Raw genomic sequence first — 16,877 nt, forward strand, 5'->3', positions numbered from 1 at the left:
CTGGACTGGCCTTCGGCATCTGATCTGGCCACGGGGAGCCTAGAGTGGCGGAACTTCTCCAGTATCTGTTGTCGGGCGTGACGGTCGGGGCGGTCTATGCGCTGGTCGCGCTCGGCTTCACCCTGATCTACAACGCCTCCGACGTGGTGAACTTCGCCCAGGGCGAGTTCGTCATGCTCGGCGGCATGATCACCTTCTTCGCCTGGCAGGCCGGCATCCCGTTGCCGCTGGCGGCGCTGCTCGCCATCCTCGCGGCGGCGACGATCGGTGTGCTCCTCAACAAGCTGGCGATCGAGCCGGCGCGTGGCGCACCCGTCGCCAGCCTGATCATCATCACGATCGGCGCTTCGATCTTCCTGCGCGGCAGTGCCCAGCTCGTCTTCGATAAGCAGCTCCATCGCTTCCCGAGCTTCTCCGGGGACGATCCGCTCAGGCTCTTCGGGGCGACTATGCTGCCGCAGGGCCTCTGGGTCATTGCCGGCGCAGTCGCGGTCTTCCTCGCTTTGTGGCTGTTCTTCGCCCGCACGCTGACCGGGAAGGCTGTGCTCGCCACCGCCAACAACCGCATCGCGGCCAGCCTGGTCGGCATCAACCCCAACCACATGATGACGCTGAGCTTCGCCGTTTCGGCTGCGATCGGCGCTCTCGCCGGTGTGCTCGTCACACCGATCACCTTGACCAGCTACGATCTCGGCGTGGCGATGGCGCTGAAAGGCTTCGCCGCTGCCATGCTCGGCGGCATGGGCGTCCCGGCCGGCGCGCTCGCCGGCGGCCTGCTGCTCGGGCTGATCGAGGCGCTGACCGCCGGCTATGTCAGTTCGGTCTACAAGGACGCCGTCGCTTTCGTCCTGATCCTGGTGATCCTGTTCGTGCGGCCGCAGGGCCTGTTCGGCCGCAAGGCGATGGACCGGGTGTGACGATGCGCCTGTCCCGCAAGCATCTCACCTTGCTCGTGCTGGCGGTGCTGATCGCGCTGGCGCCGGCCTTCTTCCCATCGAATTTCTACTACCGGATCGGCGCGCTGATCTTCGTCAACGGGCTCGCGGTCACCGGCCTCGTCGTGCTGACCGGCTTCGCCGGCCAGATCAGCCTCGGCCATGCCGGCTTCGTCGGGATCGGCGCCTATGCCTGCGCGCTGGCACCGGGCTATCTCGGGCTGCATCCCGGCCTCGCCATGCTGCTCGGCGCCGTGCTCTCGGGCGTCGTCGCCTGGCTGATCGGCCGGCCGATCCTGCGGCTCAAGGGCTATTACCTCGCCGTCGCCACGCTCGGCTTCGGCATTCTCGTCTCGATGGTGCTCGCCAACGAAGCGAAGATCACCGGCGGCCCTGACGGGCGCGAGGTCGCCGAGCTCGGCCTGCGCAGCGCGCTCGCTTCCATCGGCATCGGCCTGAGCAATGCGCAGTTCTGGTACGCCGCCACCGGACTTTCCATGCTCGCCGGCGCCTGGATCGCGCTCAACCTGCAGGACAGCCCATCGGGAAGGGCGCTGCGTGCCCTGCATGATTCCGAGGTCGCCGCCCGCACGGTCGGCGTCGATGTAGCCAGGCTGAAGCTCTCGGCCTTCGTGATCTCGGCGGTCTACGCTTCGCTCTCCGGCTCGCTGCTGGCGCTGATGAACCGCTTCATCACACCTGATGTCGCCGGTTTCCTGCACTCGGTCGAGTTGGTGACGATGACCGTGTTCGGCGGCGTCGGCTCGGTGCCGGGTGCCATCCTCGGCGCAGCGACCCTGACGTTGCTGCCGCAGTCGCTGACCGTGCTGCAGCAATACGAGAACCTCATCCTCGGCCTGATCATGATGCTGGTGATGATCTTCATGCGCGAGGGGCTGCTGCCGTCGATCATGCGCCGCCTGAAGGGGAGGGGCTGATGACGCTTCTCTCTGTCGAGGGTCTCGGCATCGATTTCGGCGGCCTGCGCGCGGTCAACGATGTCGGCTTTTCGGTGTCGCCGGGCGAGATCGTCTCGGTGATCGGCCCCAACGGTGCCGGCAAGACCACGCTGTTCAACATGATCTCGGGCGTCTACCAGCCCCAGCGTGGCAGGATCGCGCTCGACGGGCAGGACGTCACCGGCCTGGCGCCTAACCGGCTGGCCGAGCGGGGTCTGTCGCGCACCTTCCAGAACCTGCAGATCTTCCAGCGCATGAGCGTGCTGGAGAACGCCATGACCGGCTGCCACCTCAGGGAGCGCGGGCCGATCCTCGGCGATCTCTTCAGCCTGCCGTCCTCGCGCCGCCGCAACGCCGTGACGAGGGCGCGCGCGAGCGAGCTTCTGGAGCGGGTTGGCCTTGGCCGTGCCGCCGAGCGGGAGGCGTCCTCGCTCTCCTATGGCGCGCTGAAGCGGCTCGAGATCGCCCGGGCGCTAGCGCTGGAGCCGCGCATCCTCCTGCTCGACGAGCCGGCCGCCGGCTGCAACGCGGTCGAGACCGAGGAGATCGACCACCTGATCGCCGAGGTCGCCAAATCCGGCGTCGCGATCCTGCTGGTCGAGCACGATATGAAGATGGTGATGCGCATCTCCAGGCACATCGTCGTGCTCGATCGCGGCGAGAAGATCGCCGAGGGCGCACCAGCGGCCGTTTCGCGCGATCCGAAGGTGATCGAGGCCTATCTCGGCACCCAAGCGACGGAGGCGGGCCATGCTCTCGGTTGAGGGGTTGCGCTCGCGCTATGGACGCATCGAGGTCCTGCATGGCGTCGACCTGGAAGTCGGCTCGGGCGAGATCGTCACCGTGGTTGGCGCCAACGGTGCCGGCAAGACGACGCTGCTGCGCTGCATCTCCGGCGTCCAGCCGGCGAGCGGCGGCGCGATCATCTTCCGCGGCGAGGCGCTGAAGGCGATCCCCGCCCACCGCCGGGTCGGTCTCGGCCTCTCGCAATCCCCGGAAGGGCGGTTGATCTTCACCAACCTGACCGTCGAGGAGAACCTGCGGCTCGGCGCCTATCTCTTCGCCGACGAGCGCGTCGAGCGCGACATGGAAGACGCCTTCGCGATGTTCCCGATCCTGAAGGAGAAGCGCAATCTGCCGGCCGGCGGCCTCTCCGGCGGCCAGCAGCAGATGCTGGCGATCGGCCGCGCCCTGATGTCCCGGCCCGCCTGCCTGCTGCTCGACGAGCCCAGCATGGGGCTGGCGCCGATCCTGGTGGCGCAGATCTTCGACGTCGTGAAGAACCTGAAATCGCTCGGAGTCACCGTGCTGCTGGTCGAGCAGAACGCCTATGCGGCTCTCAGGATCGCCGATCGCGGCTATGTCATGGAGACCGGCCGCATCGGCATCAGCGGCACGGCCGAGGAGCTGATCGCCGATCCGCGCATCCGCGAGGCCTATCTCGGCATCTGAGACGCGGCGCGAATGCGCCCCGGCCTCAGGGCTTGTTCGGGTCGAAATGCTTGGTCAGCTTGTGGCCGTAGCCACCATAGTCCTGCTGCAGCGCCTCGCTCTGCGCGGCGAAGGCCGTGACCTGCTGCGCAAAGCGCGTCTCGAACATGAAGGCGAGCGTGCCTTCGAGCTTGTGCGGCTTCAGCTCGACGGTGCTCGCCTTCTCGAAGGCGTCCATGTCCGGCCCGTGCGGCAGCATCGTATTGTGCAGGGAAATGCCGCCCGGCACGAAACCACCCCCCGTCTTGGCGTCGTAGACGCCGTAGACCAGGCCCATGAACTCGCTCATCACGTTCATGTGGTACCAGGGCGGGCGGAAGGTGTTCTCGGCCACCAGCCAGCGGTCGGAGAAGATCACGAAGTCGATATTGGCGGTGCCGGGTGTCTCCGAAGGTGAGGTCAGCACGGTGAAGATCGACGGATCGGCGTGGTCGTAGAGGATCGGGCCGACCGGCGAGAAGCGCCTGAGATCGTATTTGTAGGGCGCGTAGTTGCCGTGCCAGGCGACGACGTCGAGCGGCGAATTTTCGATGTCGGCGGCCCAGAGATTGCCGCCCCATTTCACATACATCTTCGAGGGCGCATCGCGGTCTTCATAGGCCGCGACCGGCGTCAGGAAATCGCGGGGATTGGCGAGGCAGTTGGCGCCGATCGGCCCACGCTCCGGCAAGGTGAAGGCGCCGCCATAATTCTCGCAGATATAGCCGCGGGCCGGGCCGTTCGTGAGCTCGACCCGGATCTTGACGCCACGCGGGATGACCGCGATCTCGCCCGGCTCGATGTCGATGATGCCGAACTCGGTCCACAGGCGTAAGGAACCTTGCTGCGGCACGAACAGCATCTCGCCATCGGCGTTGTAGAAATACTCGTCCACCATGGACCGCGTGATCAGATAGACATGCGCGCCCATGCCGCCCTGGCTGCCGGCATCGCCCGCCGTGGTGATGCTGTGGACGCCCTCGACGAAGGAAAGCGGTTCCGACGGGATCGGAATCGGGCTCCAGCGCAGCGGCGCGATCGGCATGTCGACCTCGCGGGCCGGCGCGGTACGCCAGAGCCGGGTATCGACCTTCCTGAACGTGTTCCAATGGGCGACCGTCGGCCGGATGCGGTAGAGCCAGGAGCGCTCATTAGTGGTGCGCGGCGCGGTGAAGGGCGAGCCGGAGAGCTGCTCGGCATAGAGCCCGTAGGCGCATTTCTGCGGCGAGTTGCGGCCCAGAGGCAGGGCCCCCGGCAAGGCCTCGGTCTCGAAGCCGTTGCCGAAGCCGGACATGTAGCCGGCCGCGATCGCGCTCCTGGTCGTGCCGTCCTGCGCGGCAGCCGTGTTCCTGACGTTCATGACACCCTCCCGAAAGGCCCGCCAGCCCTCCTGCCACGGCCGTCTCGGCGCAGGCAGGAGCTATCATATAGTTGCGTTTGTAACCATTTCTCGTGTGACTAACAAGCGACGATAGCTCGCTTCGCAGACGCTCATGATCCGCATCATGAGCCGGCCGTTCGGGATTGGCGAGGTCTCGCCGAGGCCACCTCACGGTGACGCCAGTGGCCGAGAGCGAAATGCTTGCTCGGATTGCGCGAGGGAACAACACGTCGCAACGTCCTAACGTAATCTACATGTCTCGCCGCTTATGAATCCCGATCTCGCACGGCCGCGCGGCCTTGCGGCATCTGGCTGGGGGAAGCGGGTGATGCACGCCATAGTCGGGCGCGGTGCCGGAAAGCTCGTGGGCGCCGTGGAGCCCTCGCTCCTGCGCGACGAGCTGCTCGGCGAGATCTTCGAGGCTTCCGCCAGACGGACACCCGACCATATCGCCATCGTCTTCGGCACTGAGCGCGTCACTTACGCCGAGCTCGACGCCCGTGCCGACAAGGTGGCGCGTGCGCTACGGGCGCGCGGCGTCTCGGCCGGCAATTTCGTCGGCCTGTGGATGTCCCGCTCGCTCGACCTGCATGTCGCGCTGCTCGGCATCCTCAAGGCCGGCGCGGCCTATATCCCCTTCGATGCCGACGCTCCCCCTGAGCGCATCGGCGAATGCCTCGCCGATTGCGAGGCGAAGGTGATCGTCATCGACGACGTTACCGGGGCGAAGCTCGATCGGGACCTGCCCGCCGACGCCGCGAGCTGCCGCGACCTGATCGCCGCAGGCGCCGACGCCGCGCCGGTCGATCCGCGCGCTGACGGCGTGACGCCCGCGAGCCCGGCCTATGCGATCTACACCTCGGGCTCGACCGGCAAGCCCAAGGGCATCGTCATCGCCCACAGCAACATCTGCCACTATCTGCGCTCGTCGAACCAGATCTACGGCATGGCGGCGGACGACGTCTCCTTCCAGGGCGCCTCGGTCGCTTTCGATCTCTCGCTGGAGGAGATCTTCGTCCCCTATCTCGTCGGCGCGACGCTCTGGGTCGCCTCGGCGCAGGTGCTGGGCGAGGTCGAACGCCTGCCCGCGCTGATGGCGGAAGCCGGCATCACCGTGCTCGATACCGTGCCGACGCTGCTCGCCATGATGCCGCAGGATATTCCGAGCCTGCGCATCATCATCCTTGGTGGCGAGGCCTGCCCGCCCGCCGTCCGCCAGCGCTGGTGCCGGCCCGGCCGCAAGGTCTTCAACTCCTACGGGCCGACGGAGGCCACCGTCGTCGCCACCGTCGACGAGGTCACCCCGGACGAGGCGGTGACCATCGGCGTGCCGATCCCGAACTACACCTGCTATGTCGTCGACGAGGAGATGCGGATCGTCGGCCCCGGCATCGAAGGGGAATTGCTGATCGGCGGCCCCGGCGTCGCCGCCGGCTATCTCGGCCGCCCCGAGCTCACCGCCGAGAAGTTCATCGCCAATCCCTTCGGCGGTGATGGCAGCGACCCCGTGCTCTATCGCTCGGGCGATGCCGTCAGCATCTCCGAGAAGGGCAAGATCCTCTTCCACGGCCGCATCGACGACCAGGTCAAGCTGCGCGGCTTCCGCCTCGAGCTCGGCGAGATCGAGGCGAGGCTCTGCGACCTGCCCGGTATCGCGCAGGCGACGGTGGTGCTGCGCCGCGACGACAGTATCGACCGGCTCGTCGCCTTCGTGGTGCCGGACGCTGGCATTGCCTTCGACCGTGCCGCCGTGCGTAGCGCCCTGAAGGAGACCCTGCCGCCCTATATGGTGCCCTCGCATTTCGAGGAAATGGCGAGCCTGCCCCGCCTGACCTCGGGCAAGGCCGACCGCAAGACGCTGAAGGCAGCGCCACTCACGCTGGTCGCCTCCGCGGAAGAGCAGGAGGAGCCGCAGAGCGCGACGGAAGCGGCCTTGCTCGAAGCCGCCAAGCCGCTCTTTCCCGGCCAGGTGATCGGCTTCGAGGCCGATTTCTTCGCCGATCTCGGCGGCCATTCGTTGCTGGCGGCGACCTTCCTCGCCGGCGTGCGCGCCAATCCCGCTTTGCCGAGCATCACGCTGGAGGACGTCTATAGCCTGCGCACCCTGCGCGCGATCGCTGCCCGGCTCGACGAGCGCGGGCAGGCGAATGCGGGCCGGCCAGCGCGCGATCTCACCTTCGAACCGCCGCCGCTGCGCCGCCGCCTGCTCTGCGGGTTCGCCCAGCTCGCCTGCATGCCTATGCTGCTGCTGGCGCTAACCGGCCCCTGGCTGACGATCTACGTGATCTACGAGCTGATCACCTCGGACGGGGTGATCGAGCTGCGCGAAGTCCTGATGATGATGGGCATCTACGCGCTCGTTGTGCTCTGCGTCATGCTCGCCGGCATCGTCGGCAAGCGTCTCGTGCTTTGGCGCACGAAACCGGGGCGTTACCCGCTCTGGGGGGTCTATTTCTTCCGCTGGTGGCTCGCCCGCCAGTTCACCGCGATGATCCATCTCAGCCTGATGCAGGGCACGCCGCTGGCGAGCTTCGCCATGCGCCTGCTCGGCGCCAAGGTCGGCAAGGGTGTCTTCGTCAGTGGCTTCGAGGCCGGCGCGATCGATCTCGTCGAGATCGGCGACGACGTCACGCTCGGCGGCAAGCTCAGCCTGGCCAATGCCGAGGTGGTCGGCAACGAACTGGTGATCGGCACGATCACGATCGGCAAGGACGCCTATATCGGCACGTCCTGTGCCATCGGCCACGACACGGTGATCGGCGAAGGCGCCGAGCTCGCCGACCTGAGCGCGCTCGCCGCGGGCAGCCGGGTCGGTGCCTTCGAGCATTGGGACGGCTCGCCCGGCCGCCGCATCGGCGCGGTCGATCCCGCCGCCTGGCCGCAGCCCGCCCCGAAGCTATCGCTGCCGGTCAGGACCCTGCAGAGCGTTTTCTTCGCTGCCATGCTGCTGGTGATGCCGGCACTGGCCCTGCTGCCGATCTTCCCGGCCTTCATCATCCTCGATCGCTTCGACGGGCCGCTGCAGCAATTGGTCGGCATCGACTATCGCTGGGTTCTGCCGGTCATCGCCTGGCCGACCGCGATGGTGCTGATGCTCGGCACCGTCCTGTTCGTCACCGCGATCCGCTGGCTCGTGCAGCCGCGCTCGATCGAGGGCACGCATGCCATCGCCTCCGGCTACGGCCTGCGCAAATGGACCGTCGGCCTCGCCTCGGAGGTCATGCTGCAGAGCCTGTCCTCGCTGTTCTCCACCATCTATATGCGGCTCTGGTACCGGATGATGGGCGCGAAGATCGGCAAGGATACCGAGATCGCCACCAATTTCGCCGGCCGCTACGACATGATCGAGATCGGCGATCGCTGCTTCGTCGCCGACGAGGTCGTGCTCGGCGACGAGGATGTCCGCCGCGGCTGGATGACGGCCAAGCCGGTGCGCACCGGCGACCAGGTCTTCATCGGCAATGACGCGGTGGTGCCGCCCGGCGCCTTCCTGCCGTCGGGCTCGCTGCTCGGCATCAAGTCGAAGCCGCCGACCGATGTCCCGATGCAGCCGGGCGAGACCCGCTTCGGCAGCCCGCCGATCCTTTTGCCTTCGCGCCAGCGCTTCGACGATGCAGATATCGCCAAGACCTTCCGGCCGCCGCTCTGGCGCCGCGTCCTGCGCGCCGTTTTCGAACTGTTCAGCGCCTCGATGCCGACGATGATGTTCATCACCTTCGGCACCATCACCGCCGAGCTCTTCCTCTTTCCCGCCCTCGAACGCGCCCAGAGCTGGGGCGAGTTCGCCCCGGTCTTCATCGCATGCGCCATCGGCACCTCGATAGCCCTGGCGACGGCCGTATTGCTGGTGAAATGGCTGCTGATGGGCGTCTACCGGCCCGGCAATCGCGGCCTCTGGTCCTGGTGGGCGCTGCGCACCGAGGCGATGACGACGCTCTACTGGGGCACGGCCGGCGCGATCCTGCTCAATGCGCTGCGCGGCACGCCGATGCTGCCCTGGGTGATGCGCCTGTTCGGCGTGAAGATCGGCCAGGGCGTCTATCTCGACTCGACCGATATCACCGAGTTCGACTGCGTCAGCATCGGCGACTATGCCACGATCAACGCGACCGCCAACCTCCAGACCCATCTCTTCGAGGACCGGGTGATGAAGGTCGGCCGCATCGAGATCGGCAAGGGCTGCGCGCTCGGCGGGCTGACCACGGTGCTCTACGATACAGATGTCGGTGACCACGCCCGGCTCGGCCTGCTCACCATCGTCATGAAGGGCGAAGCGATCCCGGCGGGGACCGAATGGGCCGGCGCACCCGCGGCGCCAGCCTGATGCTCGCGACCTCAGCGGCCGATCCCGTCTACGAGGCCTATTCGCTCGGCGAGTGCGGCGAGGCGGCGGGGCCCGACTGGTCCTATCCCACGGCCAGGCGGTTGCTGCAGGAGCGCATCGATATCGCGATCACCTCGGCCTTGGCCGAGATCGGCGTGCTTGCCGGCGCCGATCGGGCCTGGATGTTCGAATACGACGCCGAACTTTTGCGTTTCCGCAATACGCATGAATGGAGCCGGCAGGGTGTGCGGTCCTTCGTCGAGGACCTGCAGGATACGCCGGTGACCATGATCGCCTGGCTCCACCAGTTCCTGGCGAAGGGCAGGGCGGTGATGATCAACCGGGTCGCCGAGCTGCCGCGCCCGGCTCGCCCGCTCCAGGTCGAGATGCTCAGGCAGGGTGACAAGAGCGTGCTCAGCGTGCCGGTCTTCCATGACGGGCGCCTGCGTGCCTGCATCGGCTTCGATGCGACCGCGGCTGAGCGCCGTTGGTCACCCGCCGAGATCGGGGCGCTGTTCCGCTGTGCCGAGCTGATCTCGCTGGCGCGCTATGGCTCGTCCCGCGACGGGCAGGCGCTCGCTGACACCGCCAGGACGTTCGTTCCACTGATCTATCTGCGCCGGCAGGGGCAGGTCGTCGGGGTCGACCCGCAAGCCATCCTCGGCGTCCGTTCGGCGCGCGACTATGCCAAGATCTGGCTGCGGGACGGCTCGACGGTGCTCGACCTGCGCCCGCTGACGCTCTGGGCCGGGCTCCTGTCGCCGGTGCTCTTCCTGCGCATCCATCGCACCGCGATCGTCAATCTCCAGCATGTCAGCGGCCTCGACCGGCGCGTTGGAGATCGCTGGACGATCGGGCTCGGCGGTCTCGCGGAAGCCTGGCCGGTGTCGCGGCCCTATCGGCAGGAGCTGCGTCAACGCCTCGGCGTGTGAGCGCTTGCCGTTGATTCGCGAGCGGGGGCGCCCACCGCCATTTAACTGATTTCTCACGATGAATCGCGTCAGAGGCGCTGTTCGTCGAACCGGCATGTCCATTCGTCGAAATCCGCTTGCGGTGCGGCGGGGCCGCGAAATCATTGCGGGGCCGATCGAGATGCCCGCACTGCCGATGCTGCTTTGCCGCCACCGCCGTCAGAGATCTGAATCCGCGCCGCAAGCCGAAGCTCGGAGCAGTGCGGATGGCCTGGCCATGACGGAAGTCGCAGCGAGGTCGGCCTTGGCCCCCAAACGAGAGAGTTGCGTTACGCTGCGCTCGTCCACGGCGCTTGCCGGGATGCTGGCAGGTGGAGTGCTGCTCGCCACCTTGATGGTGCATTTCGGAGCCGAAGCACAATCGCTGGGTGGCGGTGGCACGGGTGGTCGCCACGGTGTCAGCAAGCCGGTCGGCGGCGGAGCCGGCGGCAGCTCGAACGTCTCCTCCGGTGGCGGCGGCGGTGGTGGCGGCGGCGCCCATCACGACAAGAGGGTCAGCAACGCCAGCGGAAGCCATGGCGGGGCAGGCGGCAGCGGCGCGCACGCCAAGGGCGGTGGCGATGGCGGTGCGTCTGGCAATGTCGGCTTCATGGGCTGGACCGGCAATCCGGAAGGCCGGCCGCTGCCGGGTGGGCAATCTTTCACCGGCGGTGCCGGCGAGGCTGGCAAGCCGGGAGGAAAGGGCGACGACGGCCAGCCCTTCGGCGGCATCTGGGGGCATGACAGCGGCAGCGGCGGCGGCGGTGGCGGCGGCGGGACCGGCGCGATCCTGAGCGATACGAACGCGACCTTCCTCACGGCGCCTGTGACCGGCGGCAGGGGTGGGGACGGTGGCGCAGCCGGGAAGGCGGGCGCGGGCGTCGATGGCATGGTCGGCCTCATTCCCGGCTCCGGCTATGGCGGGGCGGGCGGTGGAGGCGGCGGCGGTGGCGGCGGCGGGATCGGTATCGTCCAGCTGCAATCCGGCGAACTCCTCGTCAGGTCCGGCATCGGCGGCGGCCAGGGTGGAGCCGGCGGGACAGGGGGGACTGGCGGTGACGGCGCCGGCTCCGTGATCGGCCAGAACTGCCCGCCGGGCCTGCCCTGCTTCACCTGGGGCATGGATGGCGGGGACGGTTATTACGGCGGCAGCGGCGGCTATGGCGGCGATGGCGGCGCCGGCGTCTATGCAGCCGGAACGAGCCCGATCATCGTCCAGAACCAGGGCACGATCCGCGGCGGCGATGGCGGGGCCGGCGGGGCTGGCGGCACGGGCGGTGGCGGCAAGAACGGCGGCGATGGGGGCAATGGCGGATATGGCGGCAATGGTGGCGACGGCGTCGTCCTGAGTGCGGGCGGCAGCATCGAGGTCCAGGCTGGCGGGCTCGTGACCGGCGGCAAGGGTGGTACCGCTGGCGCGGCCGGCGCAGCAGGATATGGCTCGTATAACGATATCCCACCGAAGAGTGGATCGGCCGGGCAAGCGGGGCGCGGCGGGCGGGGCGTCTCGGGCGGCGCTGGCGTCAGGGTCGTGGCGGCCGGCCGGATCGAAGGTGGCCTCAATGCAGACGGCTCACATTCGGACGCCATCAACCTCTCGGGTGGTGGCAATACGCTGGAATTGCAGGCGGGCTACCAGTTCCTCGGCAATGTCGTCCTTGCCCGTAACGACGGCAATCCGAACACGCTCGTCCTCGGCGGCTGGCAGAACGCCAGTTTCGACTTCGCCGCGCTGGGCGGCGCGACTCAAGGCTTCGGCACATTCGAGAAGGATGGCGCGAGCACCTGGACCGTCACTGGCACGGCCAGCTTCCGGACGATCAATGTCGAGAACGGCGAACTCGTCCTGACTGGAACCGCTCAGCTCGCGGCAAGCACTGCCGGGAGCATTGCAACCGAGGCCGGTTCACGCGCTTCGGTCAGGATGTCGGGTTCAGGCGCCAGATGGACCAATGCGGTGCCGGTCACCATCGGCGACAAGGGCGATGGCTCACTGACAGTTGCGAACGGCGCGTCCTTCGCCAGCGGCTTCACCTTGTTCCGTCCCGATCTGGGCATCTACACATTCGTCGGCAAGGAGGCGGGCTCCCGGGGCACGGTCGTCGTTACCGGCTCCGGCTCGCATTGGGACAATTACTCGGCGCTCGTCATCGGGCTCGATGGGACCGGCGATGTCACGATTGCCGACGGCGCGAGCCTCGACAGCTATGGCTATGCGGCCATCGGAGCAAAGTCCGGCGCACCCGCTTCCAGCGTCGTCGTCACCGGCGCCGGCTCGCGCTGGACGGTGCGGCGCGGTTGGAGCTATGCGGTCGATGCCGATATCGGCGTCGGCAGCGACAGCAGGCTGGTCGTCTCCGCCGGCGCGCGGGTCGAGAGCGATACGGTCGGCGTGGCGGGCAATGTCATCGTCACCGGCGCCGGCTCGGTCTTGGCGGCGGTCAATTCCGATGCCCACTATCGCGGCGACGAAGCAGTCGTGCTCTCTGGAAGGGATGGCCGTTCAGCGTCCGTGACGGTGTCCGATGGCGGCCTGGTCGACACCGGCAAGTATTTCATCGCGCTCAAGAACTATGGAGGGGCAAGCTCCCTCAACATAGGGGCGGCCGCCGGCTCGGCAGCGGCAGCATCGGGGCGCCTGAACACGGCTGGCATCAGGATCGCCAGCACGGGCGCGCTGGTCTTCAACCATACAGACAGCGCTTATCGGTTCGACGCCTCCTTGTTCAGCGACGGTGCCGGCGCGGGGACGATCAGCGTTCTGTCTGGCGTGACGATCCTGACCGGCGACAGCTCGGGTTTCTCGGGGGCGACGGCGGTGTCGGGCGCCACGCTGCGCATGGCCGATACGGCACGCCTTGGCGGCACGGTCGTGATTGCCAATGCCGGCCGGGTCGAGGGCGAGGGTTCGATCGGGGCGACAACGGTCGGTAGTGGCGGCACGCTTGCGCCGTCGGGCAAGACGTCGCTGAGGGTCAATGGTGACCTCACCGCCAATGCCGGCGGCACGATCAGGCCATCGGATGCCGCCTCGCTTGTCGTCAACGGCACGCTGACGCTCAATTTCGGCAGCAACTACGACTATCGCATCAGCGGCTACACGGCCTCCTCGCCGGGCTCGACGACGACGCGGGTCAATGGCGATCTCGTCCTCAATGGCGGCACGCTGAACCTGGCCAGCAATGCGATGCCGGCGATCGGCTATCACCGCATCTTCACCTACACCGGTAGCCTGACGGACAATGGTCTCGCCGGGGGAACGAGCCCGGACACGACGCCGGTGGCCTATTCCTACAACCTCGACACCACGCAGAACGGCAAGGTCGATCTCCTGGTCTCCCCGAACGGCCTCAATATCCTGCAGCTCTGGGGCACGACGGCGGCCGGCGGCAGCTCGGGCACCTGGACTGCCGGCAATGCGAACTGGTTCGATCTGGGCGGCGTCGCGGCGACGCAATGGGGCGGTGGTTATGGTGTCTTCCGCGGGCCCGGCGGCACGATCACCGTCGACGGCCAGCAGAGCGCGGTCGGGCTGCAGTTCGTCGGCGGCAGCTATACGCTGGTCGGCGGCGCCGGCGGCAGCCTGAACCTGCACGGCTACAATAATGGTGGCATCGTCATCACCACGCCGGAGATCCGCGTGCTCGACGGCGAGACCGCGACGATCGCGCTCAGCATCACCGGTACGGACGGGCTGGAGAAGACCGGCGACGGCACGCTGATCCTGTCGGGCGTCAACAGCTACAGCGGCGGCACCATCATCTCGGGCGGCACGCTGCAGATCTCGGCCGACGCCAATCTCGGTGCAGGCAGTGGCGGGCTCACCCTCGACAATGGCACGCTCCACACCACCGCCGACATCGGCTCGGCCCGCACCGTCACGCTGCGCGACACCGGCGCGATCGCGACCGATGCCGGCACGACGCTGACGCTCTCCGGCACGCTCGCCGGTGCCGGCGGGCTGATCAAGGCGGGCGACGGCACGCTGCTGCTGACCGGAACCAACAGCTGGTCGGGCGGGACCCTGATCACGGCCGGCACGCTCCGGGCCGGCAGTGCCGGCGCCCTGCCGGTGATGACCGACTGGGTCCTGACCGGCGGAAGGCTCGACCTCGATGGCCATGGCCTCACGATGCGCTTCCTCGCCGGCAGCGGCGGTGAGATTGCACTTGGGAGTGCCGATCTCACCGTCGATCAAGCTTCGGACAGCGTCTACGCCGGCACCGTCACCGGCGCCGGGCGCCTGCTCAAGGATGGTTCGGGAACCCTGCTGCTGACCGGGACCAGCAGCTATGCCGGCGGCACCGTGATCCGCGACGGCACGCTGGCGATCCTCGCCGACGCCAATCTCGGCGCTGCCGGCTCAAGCATCGCCTTCGACGGCGGCGGCCGCCTCGCCACCTATGCCGACATCACCAGCGGGCGCTCCATCACGCTCTCCGGCACCGGCACGATCGAGACCTATGCCGGCACCACCTTCACCCTCGGCGGATCGATCAGCGGCAGCGGCAGCCTGATCAAGGATGGCTGGGGCACGCTCGTCCTGACCGGCAGTGCGAGCCATGCCGGCGGCACGACGATTGCGGCCGGCATGCTGCAGATCGGCAATGGCGGCAGCACCGGCGAGCTTGCCGGGAATGTCGTCAACGATGCGATCCTCAGCTTCAACCGCGCGAACGACTACAGCTTCGCCGGCGCGATCTCCGGCTCCGGCGGCGTCGTGCAGGCGGGGACCGGCACGACGGTCCTGACCGGCAACAACAGCTATTCCGGCGGCACGCTGATCCGGGCCGGCGCCCTTCAGGTCGGCAACGATGGCAATCTCGGCGCCGGCGGGACGGCGATCACCTTCCTGGGCGGGGCGCTGCGCTTCGGCGCCTCGTTCAGCACCGACCGCACCGTGCTGCTGATCGGCGATGGCACGATCGATAGCAACGGCTACGACGCGACCCTGAGCGGCGGCGTCTATGGCGGTGGCGACCTGATCAAGACCGGTGCCGGCACGCTGACGCTGACCGGCACCAACGCCTATCGCAACACCATCGTCGCGGCCGGCACGCTCGTCGGCAACGCGGCTTCCATCTCCGGCAACGTCACCACCAACGGCATGGTCGTGTTCGACCAGCGCGACGATGCCAGCATCGCCAGCGTGTTCGCGGGAACGGGCCGGTTCGCCAAGGCCGGCGGCGGGGCGCTCGAACTGACCGGCGACAGCTCCGGCTTCTCCGGCTCGACCACGGTCTCGGCCGGCACGCTCGTCGTCAACGGCGCGCTCGGCGGCGCGCTCGAGGTTGAGGCTGGCGCCCGGCTGCAGGGCAGCGGCACCGTCGGCTCCACAACCATCCAGTCCGGCGCGACGATCGCGCCAGGCAACTCGATCGGAACCCTCACCGTCGCCGGCGACATCACCTTCGCCGCAGGTTCGACCTATGAGGTGGAGGTCAGCCCGGACGGCCGCGCCAGCGACCTGATCCGCGCCAGCGGCAAGGCGCGCCTGTCCGGTGGCTCGGTGCTCCATATCGGCGAGGACGGCACCTATTGGGCCAATCAGCGCTACACCATCCTGACGGCGAGCCAGGGCGTCGAAGGCCGCTTCGACGAGGTCAGCTCGCGCTATCTCTTCCTCGATCCGTCGCTGGACTACGGCGCCGACAGCGTCACGCTGACCCTGCTGCGCAACGACCTGGCCTTCGCCGCGATCGCCCGGACGCGCAACCAGGCGCAGACGGCGCTCGGCCTGGAGAGCCTGGGCGAGGCCAATCCGCTTTGGCTGAGCTTCACGCAATTACGCGACGAAGACGCGGCCCGGCAGGCTTATGACAGCCTGTCGGGCGAGGTCCATGCCTCGGCCAAGACGGTACTGATCGAAGGCAGCCAGATGCTGCGCGGGGCCGTATCCGACCGGATCCGCGCGGCCTTCGACGGGATCGGCGCGCCGCGCATCGCGACGCTGGCCTATGCTTCCAGCAAGGGAGCGATCGCGGCGGCGCCAGCGGAGAGTTTCGCGCTCTGGGCGCGCGGCTTCGGCTCCTGGGGCCAGACGCGTGGCGATGGCAATGCCGCCGCGCTGACGCGCTCGAGCAATGGGCTCGCCGCAGGCTTCGACATCGCGGCGGCGCAGGACGCCAGGGTCGGCATCACCGCCGGTTATTCGCGTTCAACCTTCGCGGTGGCGCGACGGATGTCGCGCGGCGAGGCCGACACCTACCATCTCGGCCTCTATGGCGGAGCCCGCTTCGATCGCTGGCGCCTGACCGGCGCTATCAGCCATGCCTGGCACGAGCTTTTGACCCGGCGCAGCGTCTCCTTCCCCGGCTTCGGCGAGCAGCTCTCGTCCAGTCATGGGGCGCGCAGCCTCCAGGCCTTCGGAGAGATCGCCTATCGCGTCGATCTCGGGCCGGCCGCGTTCGAGCCCTTCGCCAATCTTGCCTATGTCCACCTGCGCAGCGACGCCTTCACCGAGACCGGCGGCGTCGCCGCGCTCTCGGCAAGGGCCCAGCCGAGCGCCGTCGCCTTCGCCACGCTCGGCCTGCGGACACAGATGCGCTTCGATCTCGGCAGCCTGCCGGCGCGGCTCGACACCACGCTCGGCTGGCGACGCGCGGCCGGCGACATCACGCCGCTGTCGCTGCAGGGCTTCGCTGGCGGCTCGCCCTTCTCGATCGCCGGCGTTCCGATCGCACGCGACGCGCTCGTTGTCGGCGCCGGCCTGTCGTTGACCGTGGCGCCGGGCGCCGAACTCGCGCTCTCCTATGATGGTCAGCTCGCCGCGCGCGCCACTGACCACGCCGTCAACGCCCGCCTCGGCATGCGCTTCTGAGTGCTGCCGGATAGTCAACATCAATAAGTGACTCGTAT

Annotated in this window: 8 protein-coding genes; 7 read left to right on the top strand and 1 reads right to left on the bottom strand. The window is 68.1% G+C overall.

All coding sequences use genetic code 11. The annotated features are described in order from the left end of the window. Positions 1 to 44: 44 nt before the first annotated feature. The 4 genes from VGV58_RS04275 to VGV58_RS04290 are packed head-to-tail and all read left to right on the top strand — an operon-like array spanning position 45 to position 3,346. The gene (locus tag VGV58_RS04275) at positions 45 to 917 is read left to right on the top strand and encodes a branched-chain amino acid ABC transporter permease (protein WP_326872738.1); all 873 of its coding nucleotides are present in this window, start codon (positions 45 to 47) and stop codon (positions 915 to 917) included. A gap of 2 nt (positions 918 to 919) precedes the next feature. Beyond that, complete coding sequence (locus VGV58_RS04280) at positions 920 to 1,873, top strand: branched-chain amino acid ABC transporter permease (protein ID WP_326872739.1); 954 nt, start codon at positions 920 to 922, stop codon at positions 1,871 to 1,873. Next, complete coding sequence (locus VGV58_RS04285) at positions 1,873 to 2,658, top strand: ABC transporter ATP-binding protein (protein WP_326872740.1); 786 nt, start codon at positions 1,873 to 1,875, stop codon at positions 2,656 to 2,658. The genes VGV58_RS04280 and VGV58_RS04285 overlap by 1 nt, the downstream gene beginning before the upstream one ends. Further along, positions 2,645 to 3,346 carry an ABC transporter ATP-binding protein gene (locus VGV58_RS04290; RefSeq protein ID WP_326872741.1) on the top strand — a complete coding sequence of 234 codons (702 nt, stop codon included), beginning with the start codon at positions 2,645 to 2,647 and terminating at the stop codon, positions 3,344 to 3,346. Before VGV58_RS04285 ends, VGV58_RS04290 begins: the two co-directional genes overlap by 14 nt. 25 nt (positions 3,347 to 3,371) lie before the next feature. Here the strand turns inward: VGV58_RS04290 and hmgA are convergent, their stop codons facing one another. Then, the gene (hmgA, locus tag VGV58_RS04295) at positions 3,372 to 4,724 is read right to left on the bottom strand and encodes a homogentisate 1,2-dioxygenase (protein WP_326872742.1); all 1,353 of its coding nucleotides are present in this window, start codon (positions 4,722 to 4,724) and stop codon (positions 3,372 to 3,374) included. Between the two features lie 349 nt (positions 4,725 to 5,073). Here hmgA and VGV58_RS04300 point away from each other — a divergent pair, with 349 nt between their 5' ends. The 3 genes from VGV58_RS04300 (at position 5,074) to VGV58_RS04310 (ending at position 16,839) form a co-directional block, all read left to right on the top strand. Next, positions 5,074 to 9,069, top strand: coding sequence for a Pls/PosA family non-ribosomal peptide synthetase (locus tag VGV58_RS04300; RefSeq protein ID WP_326872743.1), 3,996 nt, complete (start codon positions 5,074 to 5,076; stop codon positions 9,067 to 9,069). Beyond that, on the top strand, positions 9,069 to 10,001 hold the full coding sequence (locus VGV58_RS04305; protein ID WP_326872744.1) for a LytTR family transcriptional regulator DNA-binding domain-containing protein: 933 nt from the start codon (positions 9,069 to 9,071) through the stop codon (positions 9,999 to 10,001). The genes VGV58_RS04300 and VGV58_RS04305 overlap by 1 nt, the downstream gene beginning before the upstream one ends. A 340-nt stretch (positions 10,002 to 10,341) precedes the next feature. Continuing rightward, positions 10,342 to 16,839, top strand: coding sequence for an autotransporter domain-containing protein (locus tag VGV58_RS04310; RefSeq protein WP_326872745.1), 6,498 nt, complete (start codon positions 10,342 to 10,344; stop codon positions 16,837 to 16,839). The last annotated feature ends 38 nt before the right edge of the window (positions 16,840 to 16,877 follow it).

Origin of the sequence: Allobosea sp. (genome assembly GCF_035944895.1) — a bacterium.
Classification (GTDB): domain Bacteria; phylum Pseudomonadota; class Alphaproteobacteria; order Rhizobiales; family Beijerinckiaceae; genus Allobosea.

Coding starts and splice junctions, on each gene's coding strand:
- VGV58_RS04280 (WP_326872739.1), top strand. CDS start 920: ATGCGCCTGTCCCGCAAGCATCTCACCTTGCTCGTGCTGGCGGTGCTG.
- VGV58_RS04285 (WP_326872740.1), top strand. CDS start 1,873: ATGACGCTTCTCTCTGTCGAGGGTCTCGGCATCGATTTCGGCGGCCTG.
- VGV58_RS04290 (WP_326872741.1), top strand. CDS start 2,645: ATGCTCTCGGTTGAGGGGTTGCGCTCGCGCTATGGACGCATCGAGGTC.
- hmgA (WP_326872742.1), bottom strand. CDS start 4,724: ATGAACGTCAGGAACACGGCTGCCGCGCAGGACGGCACGACCAGGAGC.
- VGV58_RS04300 (WP_326872743.1), top strand. CDS start 5,074: ATGCACGCCATAGTCGGGCGCGGTGCCGGAAAGCTCGTGGGCGCCGTG.
- VGV58_RS04305 (WP_326872744.1), top strand. CDS start 9,069: ATGCTCGCGACCTCAGCGGCCGATCCCGTCTACGAGGCCTATTCGCTC.
- VGV58_RS04310 (WP_326872745.1), top strand. CDS start 10,342: ATGCTGGCAGGTGGAGTGCTGCTCGCCACCTTGATGGTGCATTTCGGA.